The 20,084-nt window shown below is 72.5% G+C and carries 16 protein-coding genes; 11 read left to right on the forward strand and 5 right to left on the reverse strand.

Features of this window, described 5'->3' with window-relative positions; translation table 11 throughout:
* Positions 1-24 precede the first annotated feature (24 nt).
* The 3 genes from OG410_RS36010 to OG410_RS36020 all read left to right on the forward strand — a co-directional run bounded on the left by OG410_RS36010 (position 25) and on the right by OG410_RS36020 (position 1,868).
* Positions 25-369 carry a GNAT family N-acetyltransferase gene (locus tag OG410_RS36010; protein WP_329302968.1) on the forward strand — a complete coding sequence of 115 codons (345 nt, stop codon included), beginning with the start codon at positions 25-27 and terminating at the stop codon, positions 367-369.
* Positions 369-1,091 (forward strand): arylsulfatase, encoded by a 723-nt coding sequence (locus tag OG410_RS36015; RefSeq protein ID WP_329302969.1) that lies wholly within the window; start codon positions 369-371, stop codon positions 1,089-1,091. Before OG410_RS36010 ends, OG410_RS36015 begins: the two co-directional genes overlap by 1 nt.
* A 552-nt stretch (positions 1,092-1,643) precedes the next feature.
* Positions 1,644-1,868 carry a hypothetical protein gene (locus OG410_RS36020; protein ID WP_329302970.1) on the forward strand — a complete coding sequence of 75 codons (225 nt, stop codon included), beginning with the start codon at positions 1,644-1,646 and terminating at the stop codon, positions 1,866-1,868.
* 135 nt (positions 1,869-2,003) lie between these two features.
* On the opposite strand, the gene gndA is transcribed toward OG410_RS36020, so the two are convergent.
* Positions 2,004-3,443 carry an NADP-dependent phosphogluconate dehydrogenase gene (gndA, locus tag OG410_RS36025; protein WP_329302971.1) on the reverse strand — a complete coding sequence of 480 codons (1,440 nt, stop codon included), beginning with the start codon at positions 3,441-3,443 and terminating at the stop codon, positions 2,004-2,006.
* A 499-nt stretch (positions 3,444-3,942) separates the two neighbouring features.
* Here gndA and OG410_RS36030 point away from each other — a divergent pair, with 499 nt between their 5' ends.
* A complete protein-coding gene (locus OG410_RS36030; protein ID WP_329302972.1) occupies positions 3,943-5,157 on the forward strand; it encodes a transglycosylase family protein in 1,215 nt (404 codons plus the stop codon).
* Here OG410_RS36030 and OG410_RS36035 read toward each other — a convergent pair.
* Positions 5,147-6,700 (reverse strand): DMT family transporter, encoded by a 1,554-nt coding sequence (locus tag OG410_RS36035; protein WP_329302973.1) that lies wholly within the window; start codon positions 6,698-6,700, stop codon positions 5,147-5,149. The genes OG410_RS36030 and OG410_RS36035 overlap by 11 nt on opposite strands.
* A gap of 210 nt (positions 6,701-6,910) precedes the next feature.
* Here OG410_RS36035 and OG410_RS36040 point away from each other — a divergent pair, with 210 nt between their 5' ends.
* The 6 genes from OG410_RS36040 to OG410_RS36065 all read left to right on the forward strand — a co-directional run bounded on the left by OG410_RS36040 (position 6,911) and on the right by OG410_RS36065 (position 16,137).
* Positions 6,911-7,660, forward strand: coding sequence for a (2Fe-2S)-binding protein (locus OG410_RS36040; RefSeq protein WP_329302974.1), 750 nt, complete (start codon positions 6,911-6,913; stop codon positions 7,658-7,660).
* A 247-nt stretch (positions 7,661-7,907) separates the two neighbouring features.
* Positions 7,908-9,059 (forward strand): glycogen synthase, encoded by a 1,152-nt coding sequence (gene glgA / locus OG410_RS36045; protein ID WP_329304375.1) that lies wholly within the window; start codon positions 7,908-7,910, stop codon positions 9,057-9,059.
* Between the two features lie 89 nt (positions 9,060-9,148).
* A complete protein-coding gene (gene glgC / locus OG410_RS36050; RefSeq protein ID WP_329302975.1) occupies positions 9,149-10,369 on the forward strand; it encodes a glucose-1-phosphate adenylyltransferase in 1,221 nt (406 codons plus the stop codon).
* Positions 10,370-10,704: 335 nt separating this feature from the next.
* A complete protein-coding gene (locus OG410_RS36055; RefSeq protein WP_329302976.1) occupies positions 10,705-13,038 on the forward strand; it encodes a GH92 family glycosyl hydrolase in 2,334 nt (777 codons plus the stop codon).
* A 155-nt stretch (positions 13,039-13,193) separates the two neighbouring features.
* Positions 13,194-14,522, forward strand: a complete 1,329-nt coding sequence (locus tag OG410_RS36060) for a wax ester/triacylglycerol synthase family O-acyltransferase (RefSeq protein WP_329302977.1) — start codon at positions 13,194-13,196, stop codon at positions 14,520-14,522.
* Between the two features lie 100 nt (positions 14,523-14,622).
* Positions 14,623-16,137 carry an SDR family NAD(P)-dependent oxidoreductase gene (locus OG410_RS36065; RefSeq protein ID WP_329302978.1) on the forward strand — a complete coding sequence of 505 codons (1,515 nt, stop codon included), beginning with the start codon at positions 14,623-14,625 and terminating at the stop codon, positions 16,135-16,137.
* A gap of 9 nt (positions 16,138-16,146) precedes the next feature.
* Here the strand turns inward: OG410_RS36065 and OG410_RS36070 are convergent, their stop codons facing one another.
* Both OG410_RS36070 and OG410_RS36075 read right to left on the reverse strand, forming a co-directional pair.
* The gene (locus OG410_RS36070; protein WP_329302979.1) at positions 16,147-16,968 is read right to left on the reverse strand and encodes an SDR family oxidoreductase; all 822 of its coding nucleotides are present in this window, start codon (positions 16,966-16,968) and stop codon (positions 16,147-16,149) included.
* Positions 16,969-17,080: 112 nt separating this feature from the next.
* Complete coding sequence (locus tag OG410_RS36075) at positions 17,081-17,677, reverse strand: HD domain-containing protein (RefSeq protein ID WP_329302980.1); 597 nt, start codon at positions 17,675-17,677, stop codon at positions 17,081-17,083.
* A gap of 526 nt (positions 17,678-18,203) precedes the next feature.
* On the opposite strand from OG410_RS36075, the gene OG410_RS36080 reads away from it, so the two are divergent.
* Positions 18,204-18,380 carry a hypothetical protein gene (locus OG410_RS36080; RefSeq protein WP_328672913.1) on the forward strand — a complete coding sequence of 59 codons (177 nt, stop codon included), beginning with the start codon at positions 18,204-18,206 and terminating at the stop codon, positions 18,378-18,380.
* A gap of 198 nt (positions 18,381-18,578) precedes the next feature.
* Here OG410_RS36080 and OG410_RS36085 read toward each other — a convergent pair whose 3' ends face one another.
* A complete protein-coding gene (locus OG410_RS36085) occupies positions 18,579-19,919 on the reverse strand; it encodes an amidase (RefSeq protein ID WP_329302981.1) in 1,341 nt (446 codons plus the stop codon).
* Positions 19,920-20,084: the final 165 nt, after the last annotated feature.

Raw genomic sequence — 20,084 nt, forward strand, 5'->3', positions numbered from 1 at the left:
GGACCCAGGACCCGAGGAGTGCCCGTGAGCGACATCGAGATCCGCGACGACCGGCAGGCCGGCCGCCTTGAGGCGTTCGCCGACGGCCAAGTGGTCGGCCACATCGAGTACTTCGTCCTGGAGGAGCCCGCGCGGGCCCTCGTTCCGGTGCACACCATCGTGGAACCGGAGCACGAGGGCCAGGGCATCGCCGGCTCCCTCGCCCGCGAGCTGTACGGCATCGCCGCGCGCGAGGGCGTCGTCGTCGCGCCGCTCTGCCCGTACGTCGTGAAGTGGGCCGCGCGGCACCCCGAGGAGGCTCCGGCGGCCGACCCGGAACTGCTGACGGCCGCGATGGAGTGGCTCGGGGCGCATCCGGAACGCTTCTGATGGCGCAGGCGCAGGCCCCGCCCCAGGGTCCCGCTCCGGCCAGGACCCCCGTGCCGGCACAGCTCCCGCCCGGGTACGGGCCGCTCGCCCTGCTGCACACCTCGGCGACGCACATCCCCGTCTTCGACGCGCTGCGCGACGCGGACCATCCCGGCCTGGAACTGCGCCACCTCGTCGACGAGGAACTGCTCGCGAGGGCCCGGCGCGAAGGGCCCGAAGCGGTGGCCGACGAGGTTCGGGCGCGGCTGGCCGTCGCCGTCGCCGGCGGTGCCCGGGTCGTCCTGTGCACCTGCTCGACCATCGGCGCGATCGCCGAAGGGACCGACGTCGGCGTTCCCGTGCTCCGCGTGGACCGTCCGATGGCCGCCGCCGCGGTGGCCACGGGCTCCCGGGTCGTCGTCCTGGCGACAGTGGCGAGCACCCTCGAACCGACCGTCGCCCTGGTCGAGGAGGAGGCCCGCCGCGCCGGCCGTCCCGTCGAGGCCCGTACGGCCTTGGTCGACGACGCGTGGGCGCTGTTCGAGGCGGGTGACACGGACGGCTGCGCCCGCGCGGTGGCGGTCGCCGCCGACGCGGTCACCGACGCCGACGTGATCGTCCTGGCCCAGGCGTCCATGACCGCGGCCGAGGGACTCACCACCACCTCGGTGCCGGTGCTGTCGAGCCCCCGCCCCGGACTCGCCGCCGCGGCGGACGCGGCCCGCGGACTGCACGCCGGGTAGCGCGGCGGGGCACGAGGTGACGCGGCCTGAGCGTGGCCTGAGCGGTGTCTCGACCGTCCCTCGACCGGTGGTGTGCCGCGATCCGGTGGTGTGCCGGCGCTGGGCCGTTCAGGGGCCGTTCCCCGCGCGACGGGGTGAGTGGGGGCTCGGGCGCTGGGTACGCGGGAGACAAGTCCAGAGGGCCGATGTACCGACTGGCTGGAGGACCGCCATGACGCACCCGTATCCCGACCCCGTGCCGCCGGGACCCACCCCCGGACCGAGCCCCGAGCCCCCGGGGCCGTCCCCCTTCCCGGACCCGGTGCCGACTCCGGGCGGCCCCGACCCCACGCCGGGACCGAAACCCGGACCGCCTCCCGTGCCGAAACCCGGCCCCACCCCGGTACCGAACCCGGATGGGCCCGATCCCGTACCGTCCCCGATCCCGAAGCCGCCTGGCCCCGATCCGGTGCCCCAGCCCCAGCCCCGGCCGGAGCCGCTGACCTGACGCCTCCAGCGGGCAGACCGGCCCCGGTCGTCGGGGTCTCAAGTGATGTCAATACACTCCCGCGCGTGAACGACATACGGTGCACGCAGTGCGGTGTTGTGGGGCTGGAGCCTGGCTTCGTCGAGGACTCCGGACAGGGTGCTCGCGGGTTCGCGCGGTGGGTCGAGGGCGCGCTCCAGCGAGGGCCGCTGGGCGGCGCCAGACTGATGGGCCGGCCACGCTGGCAGATAGACGCCTTCCGCTGTCCCAACTGCGCACACCTGGAACTCTTCGCCGGCCAGCGCAGCTAGCCTCGCCAGGCACGCAGGCACGCAGGCACGCACCTTGTGCGCGCCGAAGCCGTCACGAGCCCGTTTCCGGGCTCGTGACGGCTTCGGCGCGGTGGCGTGTCCGGGCTGCCTGGTGGCAGCCCTGCGGGGCGACCGCTACGCCTCGACCTCCGACCGGTCGCCGCCCCACAGCGTGTGGAACGACCCCTCGCGGTCCGTCCGGCGGTAGGTGTGCGCTCCGAAGAAGTCCCGCTGCCCCTGGGTGAGAGCAGCCGGCAGGCGCTCGGCGCGCAGGGCGTCGTAGTACGCGAGGGCCGCCGAGAAGCCGGGCGTGGGCACGCCCTGGCGGGTCGCGGCGACGAGGACCTCGCGCCAGTCGTCCTGGGCCGCCGCGATCTCCTGGGCGAACGTCGCGTCCGACAGCAGACTGGGCAGGTCGGGGCGGGTGTCGTAGGCGGCGCGGATACGGTCGAGGAAGGCCGCCCGGATGATGCAGCCGCCGCGCCAGATCGAGGCGACGGAACCGAGGTCGATGTTCCAGTCGTACTCGTCGCTGCCCGCGGTGATCTCGTGGAACCCCTGCGTGTACGAGACGATCTTCGACGCGTACAGGGCCTGCTCGACCCGGTCCGCGAACGCCGCCGCCTCGGACTCGTCGAGCCGCTGAGCCGTCGGACCGGCGAGTCCGCGCGAGGCCTCGCGCAGGCCGGCGTGCCCGGAGAGCGAGCGGGCGAAGACCGCCTCGGCGATACCCGACACCGGCACGCCCAGGTCCAGCGCGATCTGCACGGTCCAGCGGCCCGTGCCCTTCTGCTCGGCCCGGTCCTGGACCACGTCCACGAACGGCTTGCCCGTCGCCGCGTCCACGTGCGACAGCACCTCGGCGGTGATCTCGATCAGATACGAGTCGAGCCGGCCGGTGTTCCACGTGCGGAAGATGTCGGCGATCTGCGCGGGGGAGTACCCGGCCACGTCGCGGAGCAGTTGGTAGGCCTCGCCGATGAGCTGCATGTCGGCGTACTCGATGCCGTTGTGGACCATCTTCACGAAGTGCCCGGCGCCGTCCGGACCCACATGCGTGACGCACGGCGACCCGTCCACGGCCTTCGCGGAGATCTTCTCCAGCATCGGGCCGAGCGAGGCGTACGACTCGACCGAGCCGCCCGGCATGATGCTCGGCCCGTTCAGCGCGCCTTCCTCGCCGCCGGACACGCCCGTGCCGACGAAGTGGATGCCCTGCTCGCGCAGCGCGCGCTCACGGCGCCGGGTGTCCGCGAAATGCGCGTTGCCCCCATCGATGATCATGTCGCCGGGCTCCAGGAGCGGGGCGAACTCCTGGATCACCGCGTCCGTCGGCTCGCCCGCCTTCACCATGATCACCAGGCGTCGGGGCCGTTCCAGCGCCGCCACGAACTCCTTCGCTGTCTCGGCCGCCACGAACGTGCCCTCGTGGCCGAACTCCTCCACCAGCGCGTTCGTCTTCGCCACGGTGCGGTTGTGCACGGCGACCGCGTACCCGTTGCGCGCGAAGTTGCGGGCGAGGTTGCGTCCCATGACCGCGAGACCCGTGACGCCGATCTGGGCTGAAGTGCTCATTCGGTTGGCTCCTAAGAAGTGCGGTAAGTCCGTCGGCCGCTACGGGAAACATTCCGGCACCGATGCCGCCGGTCGTGCTGGTCCGTGCTGCTCGCCAGTATTGCCCCAGGCCATCCTGACGTGTCGCAGGTGTCCACGCAGGGGAACATCCCGGCACGGCGAGGGCGGATTTCGGACAGTCCGCGCGGCGCGGGCCGCCGTCCGCGGGCGTGTCCGGCGGTCCGGACGCGATCCCCGTTCCCGCGCGGCCGGGTCCGGTGAACGGGCCGGACGCCCGTCGCCGGACACGGGAACCCGACGTCGGCGGGCCGGTGCGCGGTGCGCGACGCATCCCCGTGCCGCGTCGGCCCGGTCGCCCACCGCGCCGGGGGCGCCCGGTCCGGCGGCGGCCCGGGATCCGGTCAACCGCCTTCTCGGAGCGACCGGTTGCCGCCTTGTCCCGGCCTGTTCCCAGCGCTTACTTTTGCCGCTCCTGACGCATGTCTAGGGGGGCTCCCTCATGGCCGTACGCGGCCGGCACCGCCGGTATCAGCCGAACAGGATCAACCGCGCCTCACTCACCGTCACGGCGGGCGGCGCCGGGATCGCGCTCCCTCTGGTGGGGGCCGGAGTCGCCCAGGCGGCGGACGTCGGGACCTGGAACAAGGTCGCCGCCTGCGAGTCCAGCGGCAACTGGAGCATCAACACCGGCAACGGCTACTACGGCGGACTTCAGTTCACCCGGTCCACCTGGGAGGCGTACGGCGGCAAGGCCTACGCCGGGCGCGCGGACCAGGCCACGAAGGACCAGCAGATAGCCGTGGCCGAGAAGGTGCTGAAGGGCCAGGGGCCCGGCGCGTGGCCGGTGTGCTCCGTCCGCGCGGGTCTGACCCGAGGGGGCACTGCCCCCGACATCAGCCCGGCGGGGACCGCGCCGCAGACGGCGAAGCAGCGGTCGGTGCGGGACGTGAAGCCGCAGACCACGCCGCAGTCGCAGGCAGGGACCGCCGAGATGTACACCGTCGTGCACGGCGACACGCTCTCGGGCATCGCCGGCTCCCGGCATGTCCAGGGCGGCTGGGAGGGGCTGTACGCCGCGAACCGTACGACCGTCGGCTCCGACCCGGACCTGATCCTGCCGGGCCAGCGGCTCACCCTGAGCGGCCGGACCCAGGCCCCCGCGCACACCCGGCCCGCTCCGGCGAAGAGCCCGTCGAAGACGCACACCGGGACGCCCGCGAAGAAGGCGCCGACCAAGAAGGCGCCGGCGAAGAAGACCTCGGCGGACAGGACGTCCCCGCACACGACGACCCCCGTCAGGTCCGGGACGCACGGGCTCGTCGCCCCGGTGCACGCGGCGACCGGCACGGCCTACCACGCCACCGGCTCGCACTGGTCGAAGGGCTACCACACGGGCGTCGACTTCCCCGTGCCGACCGGCACCTCCGTCGCGGCGGTCGCCGCCGGCCATGTGGTCAGCTCGGGCTGGGGCGGATCGTTCGGCTACCAGGTGGTGATCCGGCACGCCGACGGCCGCTACACGCAGTACGCCCACCTCTCGGCGATCTCCGTGAAGAGCGGGCAGAGCGTGGTGGCCGGGCAGCGCATCGGCCGCTCGGGGTCCACGGGCAACAGCACGGGCCCGCATCTGCACTTCGAGGTGCGGACCGGGCCCGGCTTCGGTTCGGACATCGACCCGTTGGCGTATCTCCGGGCCGGAGGCGTCAGGATCTGACTCGGGTGCGGTGGTGGCTGACGAACGGGATCGGCACGTACGGCACACCGAGCAGGACGGTCAGGTAGGGCAACTCGTCCCGGGCCTCCGGGTGGCCCGCCGCGACGACCTCCATCGTCGGCACGGCGGCCTTGACCGGAGCCGGTACGAGCGCGCTCGCCCCCGCGGGCCGCAGAGCCGGCGGGAACACGCCGTCGCCGCCCGCCCCCGCAGCCTGCGGCACGCTTCCGGCACCCGCTCGCGCGGTGTGTGCGTGTGCCACGCTCCCGGGACCCGGCCGCCTCCCGGCACCCGGCTGCGCAGCCGGTACGAACCCGTCCGCGCCCTCGGGGGGATCGGTGGGCTCGGGCAGGCCGGCCAGCAGTTCCGCCACGGCCGCCTCGGCGGGCGTGAGAGCGCCGAGGTCGGCGACGGCGGGGACTGCGGGCTCCGCGAGGCGCGGCCGCGATACGGCCGGCCCGGGGAGCCGCGGCCCGGACGCGGCCGTGAGGGCCACCGGAGCCGGGACGGAGGTGGGCGCGTGCGGCGCGTCGGCCCGCTGCCCGGCGTCCGCCTCCGGCACACCCGCGGCCACGGGCTGCGTGACGACTACGGGCGGTGGAACGGTTACGGGCTCCATGACAGCCGTGGGTTCCGGGACAGCCGGGGGTTCCATGACGGCCGTGGGTTCCGCGAGAGCAGCGACCTCCGAGACGGAGGGCGCGGTTCGCTCGCCGCTGCCGATCCGCTCGATCGTGAGCAGGATCAGACCGCCCGCCGCGACGACGCCGCAGCCCAGGGCGAGCACGGTGCCGGCGGTGCCGTACCGGAAGGTCTCGCCGAACATCGTGATGCCGACCGCGGCAGCCACGACGGGGTTCACCACCGTCAGCGTGGCCAGCGGCGCCTCCAGGCCCGCACCTCGGTAGGAGGCCTGCGAGATCAGCATGCCCGCCGTCGCGAAGGCACCGATGGCCGCGAGGCTCGACAGGTCGGCGAGCGACACGTGCTGCGACCAGTCGACCGCGACGGTCTTGGTGAACACGGAGGACATGCTGAAGGCGATGCCCGCCGCGACCGCCAGCACCACACTGCGTACCGCGGGGTGCCGGTGCGCCGCGCGCCCCGCCACCATCAGGGCCGCGACCGCGCCGCCCGACACAACGCCCAGTGCCACGCGCTGGGCGTTGCTCAGGGACTGCGCGTCGGACGCGCCGACCAGGGACAGCAGGCCCGCGAGACCCACGGTGGCCATGATCGCGCCGCGCCAGGCGGCGGCTCCGGCCCTGCGGCCGACGAACAGGGCCGCCATCGGAAGCGCGAAGACGATGGTCAGCGCGCCCAGCGGCTGTACGAGGCTCAGCGGGCCGAAGGCGAGGGCGACCACGTGCAGCAGCCCGCCCAGGCCGGTCAGCGCCACGGCCGCCCACCAGCCCGGCCTGCGCAACGGAGCGTAGGTCTGGCCGGGAGAGGTCACCGCGACCCGCTCCTGAATGATCGCGCCGCCCGCGTACGCGACGGCTGAGACGAACGAGAGCACCACGGACAAAGCGAGGGCACTCATGAGTCCCTCCTCTGCGAACGGCGCGGAGCTGCGGCCCGGCGCGACGAACGGTCGGCTTCCATGCAAACAACGATGCCGTGCGATTTAGTTCTCGTCGTCGTCCCTGAGCAGTCATTGGGTCCTACTGCCGATGGAGTACGAATCGCCCGGTGTCCTCCCCAGGGTGGGCGACACCCCGGCCCGATCCACTGGTGGTTACCCCTAGGGGGCTTGGTACTACTGCTCTTCGTGGACCTCGACCCCGAACTCAAGGCGCTCGACGCGCTCGGCGGATTCTTCGTACTACGCACCGGCGTACCGCCGCGTGGCACCCTTCCCACCCTCGCGAGCGCCTGGGCGAACCCGCGATCCGGAACGGCCGGGAAGGTTTACGGAGATCCTGTAACTTTTCGCGTCCGGAAAGTCGCACAGAGTATCCGGGCGCCCGAACCGCGGGTCGCGGTCTCGGTGGCGCAGCAGGGTCTCGCGGCCCGCTTCTGGTCCATCGCCCTCGGCGCGGCCGCGCTCGGCGGCCGGGTGCCCGACCTCGACCCGGAACTCCTGAGCTGGGACCCGGACGCCAGTGCTCCCGACGACCTCTGGCTTCGCGAGGTCCGTTTCCGGCCCGTGGCCGACCTCGACGCGGTCGTGCGCGCCGGGCTCCTCGTACCGCTGAGCGCGGCCCTGCGCGCACGCCATCGCGTCTCGCCGGCCCTGCTGTGGGGCAACGCGGGCTCGGCCCTGGCCGGAACCGTCCGCCAGCTGGACCGCTGGGCACGCGCCCACGGACGCCCGGACGTGGGCGAGCGGGCGAGGACGCTGGCCGGCGGGCTCTTCGCGCACCCCGACCTCTCCGGCACCCTCGACCCGGAGACGCTGCGCCGCCGCAGCTGCTGTCTGTACTACCGGGTGCCCGGCGGCGGAGTCTGCGGGGACTGCTGCTTCGAGCGCCCACCGCGCCCCGCGCCCGGCCACACCTGACGAGGACGCCCGGCCGGACCTGACACGGGCGCCCGGCGGGCCCTGACGCGGGCATCCCGAAGGACCCGACACGGACGCCCGGCCGACCCCGACACGGGTGCCCGGCCGACCCCGACACGGGTGCCCGGCCGACCCCGGCGCGGGCGCCCCGGCCGGACCTGGCGCGAGCCTGCGTCTCGCGGTCTTCCGTATCGGCTTCAACTGAGTGACCATGAGGGGCACCAGCCGGCTAGGACGGGAGTTCTGTGTGCGCGTGGGACTGCTGACCCGGGAGTTTCCGCCGGACGTGTACGGCGGTGCGGGCGTCCATGTCGAGTTCCTCGCAAGGGAGTTACGCGCCCTCACCGAACTCGACGTGCACTGCTGGGGCGAGGGCGGCACCGGCGGAGTCGTCCGTCACCGGCCCTGGTCCGCGCTCGACGGCGCCAACGACGCCCTGCGCACCTTCTCCGTGGACCTCTCCATCGCCGCCGCGCTCGAAGGCCGCGATCTCGTCCACTCCCACACCTGGTACGCCAACCTCGCGGGACACTTCGGAAAGCTCCTGCACGGCATTCCGCACGTGATGACCGCCCACTCCCTCGAACCGCTGCGCCCCTGGAAGGCCGAGCAGCTCGGCGGCGGCTACGCCCTCTCCAGCTGGGCCGAGCGCACCGCCATCGAGGCCGCCGACGCCGTGATCGCGGTCTCCGGTGCCATGCGCGACGACATCCTCGGCTGTTACCCGGGCCTGGACCCGGCGAGGGTGCGCGTCGTGCACAACGGCATCGACACCGCCCTCTATCGGCCCGACCACGGCACCGACGTCCTGGAGCGGATCGGCCTGGACACCGCTCGCCCGTACGTCCTGTTCGTCGGCCGTATCACCCGGCAGAAGGGCGTGCCCCATCTGCTGCGCGCGGTACGGGACATCGACCCGGCCGCCCAGGTGGTGCTGTGCGCGGGCGCCCCCGACACCCCGGAGATCGACCGCGAATTCCGCGATCTGTACCGGGAGTTGAGCGCCGTACGGGACGGCGTGCACTGGATCCCGCAGATGCTTCCGCGGCCCGATGTCATCCAACTCCTCACCCACGCGGCCGTGTTCGTCTGTCCTTCGGTGTACGAGCCGCTCGGCATCGTCAACCTGGAGGCGATGGCCTGCGGGACGGCGGTGGTGGCCTCGCGGGTCGGCGGCATTCCCGAGGTGGTCGAGCACGGCGAGACGGGCCTTCTCGTGCCGTTCCAGGGCGACTTCGAGGCGGGACTCGCGGCGGCCCTGGACTCCGTGCTCGCCGACCCCGGCACGGCCCGGCGGATGGGCGAGGCCGGACGGCGCCGCGCGGTGGGCGAGTTCGGCTGGGACGCGGTGGCCCGCAGGACCGTCCGGTTGTACGAGGAAGTCCTCAAAGCGGGGTAACCGTTCGGACAGGCGAACTTCAGGAACGCGGGGCGGGTCCGGACGGCCGGGCACGGCCCGATCGGGCGTAAGCGTAGAGGGGCGGCGGCATGCGGCGCGGTGGGCCTTCGGTGCTGGGAATCGTACTGGCGGGCGGTGAGGGCAAGCGGCTGATGCCGCTCACCGCGGACCGGGCGAAACCGGCGGTGACCTTCGGCGGCACGTACCGCCTCGTGGACTTCGTCCTCTCCAATCTCGTGAACGCCGACATCCTGCGCATCTGCGTGCTCACGCAGTACAAGTCGCACTCGCTGGACCGGCACATCACCACCACGTGGCGGATGTCGAGCCTGCTCGGCAACTATGTGACCCCCGTCCCGGCCCAGCAGCGGCTCGGGCCCCGCTGGTATCTCGGCAGCGCGGACGCGATCCTCCAGTCGCTCAACCTGATCCACGACGAACAGCCCGAGTACGTCGCGGTGTTCGGCGCCGACCACGTCTACCGGATGGATCCCCGGCAGATGCTCGCCCAGCACATCGAGGGCGGCGCGGGGGTGACGGTGGCCGGAATACGGGTGCCGCGCTCGGAGTCGTCGTCCTTCGGCGTCATCACCCCCGGTTCCGACGGCCAGAGCGTGCGGGGCTTCCTGGAGAAGCCGGCCGACCCGCCGGGCCTCACGGACGACCCCGGGTGCGTCTTCGCCTCGATGGGCAACTACATCTTCACCACCAAGGCCTTGATCGAGGCGCTCCGGCGGGACGCCGAGGACGACAGCTCCGTGCACGACATGGGCGGTTCGATCCTGCCCGCGCTCACCGGCCGGGGCGAGGCGCAGCTCTACGACTTCAGCGACAACCACGTGCCCGGCGAGACCACCCGCGACCAGGGCTACTGGCGCGACGTGGGCACCCTCGACGCCTACTACGACGCCCACATGGACCTGATCGCCGAGCGTCCCGCGTTCAATCTGTTCAACCGGAGCTGGCCCCTCTACACCAGCTCGGGGCAGCTCTCGCCGGCGCGTTTCAATGCCGGCGGCATCGCCAGCGAGTCCATCATCAGCGCGGGGTGCCTGATCCGCGGGCAGGTGACGCGGTCGGTGCTGTCGCCGGGTGTGGTCGTCGATCCCGGAGCGGTGGTGCAGGGATCGGTCCTGCACGACAACGTCAAGGTCGGGCGGGGCGCCGTGGTGCGCGGCGCGGTGCTCGACAAGAACGTCGAGGTGCCGCCGGGCGCGACGATCGGCGTCAACCCGGAGCGCGACTCCGACCTCTACACGGTCTCCAAGGCCGGCGTGATCGCCCTGGGCAAGGGCCAGCGCGTGCCCTGACCGGCCCGCGCGGTGCACCGCGGGCTTCCAGGAAGGCCGGGCTCCGTCGCCGTGCCCCCGGGCACGGCGACTTCCGGCCGTTGTCAGCCCTCGCTTGTCATGTCCCTGGACTGGGTTCGGAATCCCGTGCTGTCATGCCAACTGCCGTCGATGACAACGTTGTACAGCGTCGGTAACGACTCTGACAACGATGTCATCGCGTGGGGCGGCCAAGGACGTACCGCGCCCCGGCGCGACGCGTCACGCCGGATCCCTCCGGTTGCCCGGAAAGCGGGTCCCCCGCCCCGACCATGCATGAGGACAACGATGTCGATCACCCACCGGAGGTCTCCCGCATGAGATGGACCCGGCGCCTGCGCCTGTGCACGGCGGGACTGGTGACAGCCTCCGCGCTGTTCGCCCTGCCCACCGCACAGGCCGCCGAGCCGCGCGACGGCCAACTCACCGACCTGGTCAATCCGTTCATCGGCACCCAGAACGAGGGCAACACCTATCCCGGCGCCGCCGTGCCCTTCGGCATGGTGCAGTTCTCCCCGGACACCGGCCACAACACCGGCTACGACCACTCCCAGAACCACATCCGCGGCTTCTCCCTCGTCCACCTCTCGGGTGTCGGCTGCGGCCTCGGCGGCGACCTGCCCGTCCTGCCCACGACGGGGGACATCACCCGGACGGACGACGCGCAGTACGCGGCGGAGTTCGGCCACGACACCGAGGAGGCGCACCCCGGCTTCTACCGGGCGGACCTGAAGTCCGGGATCGGGGCCGAGCTGACGGCCACCGCGCGCACCGGCGTGCAGCGCTACACCTTCCCGGCCACCGACAAGGCCAACGTGCTGCTGAACGCGGGCCAGTCGCTGCACCGGACGGTCGCGACCAAGGTCGAGATCCTGGACAACCGGACCGTCCGCACGGCGATCACCGGCAGCGGCTTCTGCCAGGGGACCGGGCCGTACACGGTGTACACGATCACCCGCTTCGACCGGCCGTTCACCACCTCGGGCACCTGGAACGGCGACACCGTCACCGAGGGCTCCAAGGAGACGGCCGGCACGACCGGGCGCACCGGGGCCTTCGTGCGCTTCGACACCACCGGGGACCGCACGGTCGAGGCGACCACCGCGCTGTCGTACGTGGACGCCCGCGGTGCGGCCGTCAACCTCCGTTCCGAGGGCGGCCGTTCCTTCGACACGGTCCGCGCGGCCGCCCGCCGCGCCTGGGAGGACCGGCTCGACGACGTCCGGGCCGAGGGCGGCGCCGACACCCTGCGCCGCACCTTCTACTCGTCCCTCTACCGTTCGTTCCTCGCGCCCAACATCGGCAGTGACGCCGACGGCCGCTACACCGGCTGGGACCAGCGGATCCACCGGGCCAAGGGTTTCACGTACTACCAGAACTGGTCGCTGTGGGACACCTACCGCACCCAGTCGCAGCTGCTCGCCCTGCTGGCGCCGCGCGAGGCGCGGGACATGGCGATCTCCGTCCTCAGGATCGACGAGGAGAGCGGCTGGCTGCCCAAGTGGGGCTACGGCACGGTCGAGACGAACATCATGACCGGCGACCCGGTCACCCCGTTCCTCACCAACGCCTATCAGCAGGGCCTGCTCAAGGGGTACGAGGAGCGGACGTACCGCGCGCTGAGGAAGAACGCCGACGGTGTGCCGCCCGCCGACTCGCCGGCCGTGGGCCGCGAGGCCAACAGGGAGTACATCGCGAACGGCTTCGCCCCCTACGTCAAGGGCCGCCCGCACGCCAAGCCCGGCGACTCGGACTACGACCACGGCGCCTCCACGACCCTGGAGTACGCCCTGTCGGACGCCGTGCTCGGCGCGATGGCACGGGACCTGGGCCATGACGAGGACGCGGCGCGCTACCTGGCGCGCTCCCAGAACTACCGCACGATCCACGACCCTTCGACCGGCTTCTTCCGCGCCAGGGACGCCTCCGGGGCCTTCACCGGACCCGCCGACCCGGCCCAGAGCGTCGGCTTCCACGAGGGCACGTCCTGGCAGTACCAGTGGCTCGTGCCGCAGGACCTGCCGGGCATGGTCGACCTGATCGGCGGCAAGCAGGCCGCCAACGACCGGCTCGACGCGTTCTTCGCCTACGGGCAGTTGCTGAAGGACCCCGCGAAGACCGCCCGCGAGGTCTGGGTCAACGGCCCGTACGCCTACTACAACGCCGACAAGTACAACCCGCAGAACGAGCCCGACCTGATCGCCCCGTACACCTACCTGTCCACCGGTCAGCCGTGGAAGACGACCGACGTCGTGCACGCGGCGCTGACCCTGTTCACCGACGCGCCGACCGGCATGACCGGCAACGACGACCTCGGCACGATGTCCGCCTGGAACGTCCTGTCGTCCATCGGGATCTTCCCGGTGCAGCCCGGCTACGACACCTGGGGTCTGTCCACGCCCGTCTTCGAGCGGGTCGACCTCACCCTCGACCGGCGCTACTACCCGCGCGGTGCCCTGACGGTCACGGCGCCGGGCACGTCGGACACCAACCGGTACATCCGGTCGGCCCGCCTCGACGGCTCGTCGTACGGTCGTACGTATCTGACGACCGGCACGCTGAAGAGCATCCGGTCCCTCGGCTTCACGGTCGGTCCGGAACCGTCCGAGTGGGGAACGGCCGCCTCGGCGGCACCTCCGGTCCTGAAATGACGTCCCACCCGTCCTGAGGCGGGCCGGTCCCGTCCCTCGTCCGAGGGGCGGGACTTAATCCGCTGTTAACTGTGCGTAACTTGATCGTACTTGACCGTAATCACCAGTCCGGGTTTGACTGCAAGTTCACCCGTCGTCGACGCGAGAGCAAGCCTTTGATCTCCGACCTCCTCGCACCACTCGACCTGGCGTTCTGGAACATCGAGTCCGACCGGCACCCGATGCACCTCGGAGCCCTCGGTGTCTTCGCCGCGCACTCGCCCACCGCCGGCGCCCACGCGGCGGACCTGCTCGCGGCCCGCGCCGCCGCCGTCCCCGGGCTGCGCATGCGCATCCGCGACGTGTGGCAGCCCACCGCACCCCTCGCCTTCGGCGGCGCGGCCCGCGAGCCCGCGCCCGACTTCGAGCCGCTGGACCACGTCCTGCTCCACAAACCGACCGCCGACTTCCACGCCGAGGCCGGCCGGCTCATGGAACGCCCGCTGGAGCGCGGCCGTCCCCCCTGGGAGGCGCACGTGCTGCCCGGCGAGGACGGCACGTCCTTCGCGGTGCTCTTCAAATTCCATCACGCGCTCGCCGACGGGCTCAGGGCGCTGATGCTGGCCGCCGCCATCATGGACCCGATGGACCTGCCGGAACCCCGCCCGCGCCCCGCCGAACCGCCCCGAGGGCTCTTCCCGGACGTCCGCAAGCTGCCGGGTCTGGTCCGCGGCACCCTGTCCGACGTGGGCCGCGCCCTCGACATCGGGACCTCGGTGGCCCGCGCCACACTCGGCGCGCAGTCCTCGCCCGCCCTCACCTCGTCGCCCACCGGCACCCGGCGCACCGCCGGGGTGGTGATCGACCTCGACGACGTGCACATCGTCCGCAAGACCGTCGGCGGCACCGTCAACGACGTCCTGATCGCCGTCGTCGCGGGTGCCCTGCGCCGCTGGCTCGACGAGCGCGGCGACGGCAGCGAGGGCGTCTCCCCGCGCGCCCTGATCCCCGTCTCCCGGCGCCGGCCGCGCACCGCGCAGCCGCAGGGCAACCGGCTCTCGGGCTATCTGATACGGCTTCCCGTCGACGACCCGGACCCGCTCGGCCGGCTGCGTGCCGTACGGACGGCGATGGACCGGAACAAGGACGCAGGGCCCAACAGGGGCGCGGGAGCCGTCGCGCTGCTCGCCGACCACGTCCCGCCGCTCGGGCACCGGCTCGGCGGCCCGGTCGTGGGCCAGGCCGCGCGGCTGCTGTTCGACATCCTCGTCACCAGCGTGCCGCTGCCCAGCCTCGGGCTGAAGCTCGGCGGCTGCCCGCTCACCGAGGTCTATCCGTTCGCCCCGCTGGCCCGCGGCCAGGCCCTCGCGGTGGCCGTCTCGACCTACCGGGGGAAGGTCCACTACGGGCTGGTGGCCGACGCCGAGGCCGTTCCCGACCTCGATCTGCTGGCCCGTTCCCTGGCCGAGGAGGTGCGCGTACTGATCACCGCTTGCACGCCATGATCACAACGGGTTTGGTGCCGCGCGCGATTGGTCCGTAAAATTCCGCCTTCGAAAGCGAGCGCGGTTTCGAACGCGGCGCACAACCCGAGGAACGGCAGCGATGACGGTGACAGAGGACGGCCGGGCGACCCCCGCCGTGGACACGACAGATGTGGCGGACATCGCGTTCGGTCCCGGCATCGACCCCGAGCGGCTGGCCGTCTGTCTCGGCGTGCTCGACGAACTCGAGAAGATCGACGTCGACCACCCCGACGCCATCGCCGTGCGCCGCGCCACCGCCGGCGTCTACCGGACCGTGAAGCAGCGCCGCCGCCAGGAGCGCCGCGCCGCCAAGACGGCCCACGACAAGCAGGTCACCGAGTCCACCGCGACCGGCTCCGCCCAGCGCATCGACGACGAGACCGAGGGCATCCTGCCGTCGTCGGTGACGGAGGAGGGCAGGATCGCGGGGATACTCCAGCGCCCGCGCTCCTGCTACACCTGCAAGACGCGGTACGTCGAGGTCGACTACTTCTACCACCAGCTCTGCCAGGACTGCGCCACCCTGAACCGCTCGCGCCGCGACGCCCGCACCGACCTCACCGGCAAGCGGGCGCTGCTCACCGGCGGCCGCGCCAAGATCGGCATGTACATCGCGCTGCGCCTGCTGCGTGACGGCGCGCACACCACGATCACCACGCGCTTCCCGAACGACGCGATCCGCCGCTTCAAGGCCATGGACGACTCGGCGGACTGGATCCACCGCCTGGAGGTCGTCGGCATCGACCTGCGCGACCCGGCCCAGGCCGTCGCCCTGGCCGACCGCGTCGCCGAGCAGGGCCCGCTCGACATCCTGATCAACAACGCCACGCAGACCGTGCGCCGGCTGCCGTCCGCCTACGCCGCGCTCGTCGAGGGCGAGAGCGCGCCGCTGCCGGCCGGTGAACTGCCCGCCCGCGAGATCATCGGCGCCTTCAACTCCGGAGCGGTCGACGGACTGGCCGCGCTGCCCGTCGGCGTCTCCGGTCTCGACGCGCAGAAGGTGGCCGACCTCGCCCTGGTCGCCGGCAACGCCAGTGTGGTCCGCCACCGTGAGGGCACCGCCATCGACGCGGGCGGTCTGCTCCCCGACGTCGTCGACAGCAACACCTGGGTGCAGACCATCGAGCAGATCTCCCCGGTCGAACTGCTCGAGACCCAGCTCTGCAACTACACGGCGCCGTTCATCCTGATCAGCAAGCTGCGGCCGCAGATGGCCGAAGCCGCCCGCACGGCCGCCGCGGGGCGCGCCTACGTCGTCAACGTCTCCGCGATGGAGGGCGTGTTCGGCCGCGGCTACAAGGGCGCGGGACACCCGAACACGAACGCCGCGAAGGCCGCCATGAACATGGTGACCCGCACCAGCGCCCAGGAGATGTTCCAGACCGACGGCATCCTGATGACCTCGGTCGACACCGGCTGGATCACCGACGAGCGCCCGCACTACGACAAGCTGCGCCTGGCCGACGAGGGCTTCCACGCCCCGCTCGACCTCGTCGACGGCGCGGCCCGCGTGTACGACCCGATCGTCCGCGGCGAGCTGGGCGAGGACCTGTACGGCGTCTTCCTGAAGGACTACGCGCCCGGCAAGTGGTAGGACCGCCGGTCACGGCGCGGACCCTCGCCCGTCGGGGGTCCGCGCGCGCAGCCGTTCGTGGACGGCGTGGGCGGGGGAGCCCGGGTAGGCCGCTCTCACCCGCGTTCCCCCGTCGACCAGCAGATCGGCACCGGTGATCCAGCCGGCCGCGTCGGAGGCCAGCCAGGTCACGGCGCGGGCGACGTCCTCGGGCTGTCCGATGCGGCCGAGCGGGAGCCCGGCGCCCAGTTCGTCCTCGGAGTCCTCCCAGACGAAGCGGGCCATCTCGGTACGGACGAGGCCGGGGGAGACCGAGTTGACCCGCACCTTCGGGGCCAGCTCGCCGGCCAGCTGCCCGGTCAGATGGAGCAGGGCGGCCTTGCTGGTGCCGTACGCGCCGACCTGGGGGCCGACGTGTCCGGCGCCCTCCGTGCAGACATTGACCACGGCCCCGCCGTGCTCGCCCATCCAGGCCCGCCAGGCGCACTGCACCAGTCGCAGCGGTGCCTCGACGTTCACGGCGAACGCGTCGCGCCAGCGACCGGGGTCGGCGTCCATGAGCGGGCCGTAGGGCTGGTTGGTCGCCGCGTTGTTGACCACGATGTCCAGGCGTCCGAAGGCTCGCAGGGTCACCGCGGTCAGTTCCGTCAGATGCGCTCCGTCGGTGACGGAACCGGCGAGGCCGATGCCGCCGACCTGTCCGGCCGCGTGCCGCACCGCGTCCGGGTCCCGCGCGCTCACGCACACGCGCACCCCCGACGCGGCGAGCGCCTCGGCGACGGCGAGACCGATGCCGCGTGAGGCGCCGGTGACGATGGCGGCCCTGCCGTCCAGACCGTACGGCGACGTCATCCGCGTACCGTCTCATGACGGGCCGTCAGCCGACAGGCCCTGGCGGCGACCGCTTCCGCCGACCGCTTCCGGCGGGTGGGCGCGGCGGGCGTGGGCCGCGCGCCGGCACCTGTCAGTCTGTGGCTCCCAGCCGCGCGGAACGTTCCGCCACCAGCTCCAGCAGGGTGCGCCAGTCCTCCAGTTCCCCGGCGTACAGGCCGGGGACCTTGCCGGCGTCGTCCGCCTGCCGCAGGGTCACCGCGTCCTCGGCCAGCGGGTCGTGCTCGAACGCGGCCGCCTCGTGCCGGGTCATCGCGCAGCCCGCGGCATCCGGGTGGAGCGTGTTGCGCGGGGACGGCCCGGGGCCCGGTGAGGCGGCCGCCAGATAGCGCCCCGCCGTGACGTGCAGCCGGACGAGACCGGAGACGCGCTCGCCGAGGAGCGGCCGTATCGCGTCGGCGGCGAGGTCGGCGTGCCCGGCGTCGTCACCCGGCCCGAGCAGATGCCCGATGTCGTGCACCAGGCCCGCGACCTGGAGTTCCTTGTCGCTGGGGTGGCCCCGGCGCAGCAGTGCGGCGGTCTGCAGGGCGTGGTCGTGCAGGTCGACGGGGTCGCCCGCGGGCGTTCCCCCGCCCGGGTGAGGCCGGGAGTGGGTGAGCTCGGGGATGTCGTGGACGCCCCGGCAGGCGTGCAGCAGGTTCATCAGCTCCTCGACGCTGCGCAGCTCCATGCGTCAGTCCTCCCGCGAGAAAGGCCGTTGCCGTGCGACAGCACAGCATGGCCTCCTTGCGAACCGGCCAACGGGAACTGAACTGCGTGGCGCCTTCGAGCAGGATGCGCGCGACGGCCGTCGGCCGATGGTGACTCACGCGTGCCGTGACATGTCCTGACACCCCCCTTCAGGGGCGATATTGAGCCGAATGGGTGGTCGCGAAGAGGGCATCATGTTTCAAATCGCTGCAGATCGTGGCCTGATGGGCTCTGGATGACGTGTGACAGTAACCTCACGTTTTCAGCCCCATAGAGCGGGGGGCCGCTCATTTGGTTAGGCTGTAGCCGACGGACAGACTTACTGGGGTCCACCCACACCCACGGTCCGTCCCGGGACAAGCCGGTCACCACGGCCTGCTCTCACACGAGTTACCGGCGCCACCGCGTCCCTAACTGCTTCGACTCATACCCGAGCGGCCGTCAGGCGACCCGAGAGCACCGGGCCCTAACGTCCCGAGGGTGACCCGACACATAAGGAGTGCGCGGTGACACCAGAGAAGACGAATCTCGATCAGGGCCCCAAGGAACACAGGGAGCACCTCGGCGGTGGGTCCGACACCAAGCTCGGAAGCCTGGACGTGTGGGCCAGGTCCGCCCCGATCCGCCTCGCGGGCTACGAGGACGACCTCGCGGAGCCCCACATCCTGCCCAGCGTCGACTGACCGACGCCAGGAGTCGGCGCGACCGGACACGGCACGGGAGTGCCGGACCCGCGCGCATGCCGAACAGGAGAAGCCGCGGCCGACGACCGGCCGCGGCTTCGGCGTGTGACGCCACCTCCCGGCCGGACGGCAACGCCTCCGGCCGGACGACACCACCTTCCGGCCCGGCGACAACGCCCTCCGGCCGGACACCACTTCCTAGCCGAGCGGAGCCGTACGCCGCCACGGGTGCAGTACCTCGAGCTGCCCGGCCACATCGAGCAGAGCCGCCTCGGAGCCGGGCAGTCCGACGAGCTGGACGGCACAGGGGGCGCCGCCCGGCAGCCTTCCGAACGGAACCGACATCGCGGGCCAGCCGGTGAGGTTCCACGGCGGGGTCATCGGCGAGTAGTTGGTGTTGGCCAGGACATTGCGCAGCCAGCCCCGCCTGTGCCAGTCGGCGGAGGCGGGCGAGCGCCGGGCGAGTGCCGGGGTGAGCAGCACGTCGTACTCCGCGAAGAACGCCGCCAGACGTCCGCGCAACTGCTCGCGGCGCTCCCCCTTGCGGGCACCCGTCACGAAGCGGCGGCCGACCGCGGCATGCACGCGGGTGCGCCGGGCCAGCCTGCGCGGGTCGAGGTCCTCGGCATCCACGGCGGTGCCCGCCGTCCAGTGCGCGAGCGAGGTCGTGCTCAGCCAGAGCGGGTACGGCGGGTTCGCGGTCCGCACCCGGTGACCCGCCTCGGCCAGCAGGGCGGCGGCCTCCCGGGCCGCGTTCGTATACGGCCGGGTGACGTGAATTCCGGCCAGCGGGCTGCGCACCGAGACGGCGATCCTGCGGGTGGCGGGCTCGGCCGGCACGGCCGGCTCGATGTCCGCGAGGACGGCGAACATCAGCCGCGCGTCCTCCACCGTCGTGGCCAGCGGGCCGTTCTCCGACATGCCGAACCAGTCGCCGTGACCGATCCCTGCCGGGATCACCCCGTGGCCCGGCTTCAGGGTGACCAGACCGCAGTTGGCGGCCGGGATGCGCAGCGAGCCCATGCCGTCGTTGCCGAGCGCGATCGGCACCAACGCGGCGGCGACCGCCGCGGCGCTGCCGCCCGAGGAGCCGCCCGCCGTGCGGGACAGGTCCCAGGGGTTGCGGGCGTTGCCGTACACGCCCTCCGTGGTGCCGAAGACGCAGAGTTCGGGCACGTTCGTCAGGCCCACCACGACGGCGCCCGCCGCCCGCAGCCGGGCCACGGTGGCGTGATCCTCGTCGGCGGGCGTGTCCGGGGTCGCGGCGGAGCCGTTGCGGGTCTGCTCGCCGCGCACCGCGAGGTTGTCCTTCACCGCCACCGGCACACCCGCCAAGGGGAGCCGACCCAGGTCCCTGCCGGCCAGCTCGTCGGCCTCCGCGAGCGCGGCCCCGGCGCGGACCGTACGGAAGGCGCCGACGCGCCCGTCGAGGCGTTCGATCCGCGCGAGGTGTTCGGCCACCACCTCGCGGGGGGTGACCCTCTTCTCGCGTACGGCTGCGGCGATCTCGGTGGCCGTCCGGCCGGGCCAGGTGGTCACGGGCGCTCCTCACTCGGTTCGTACTGGTGAGTAGTTACGGGAGCACTCTGCCCGCAGTCCGGGCGCCGCGTCGAGGGTCCGGGCCCCGGCCTTCGGGCCGAAGCGTGTCCGACGCTGTACGCGGACGGGTATCGGGGGAGATCCTCAGGACCGAGCATTCCTCCG

The sequence above is a fragment of the Streptomyces sp. NBC_00659 genome (assembly GCF_036226925.1).
Classification (GTDB): Bacteria; Actinomycetota; Actinomycetes; order Streptomycetales; family Streptomycetaceae; genus Streptomyces.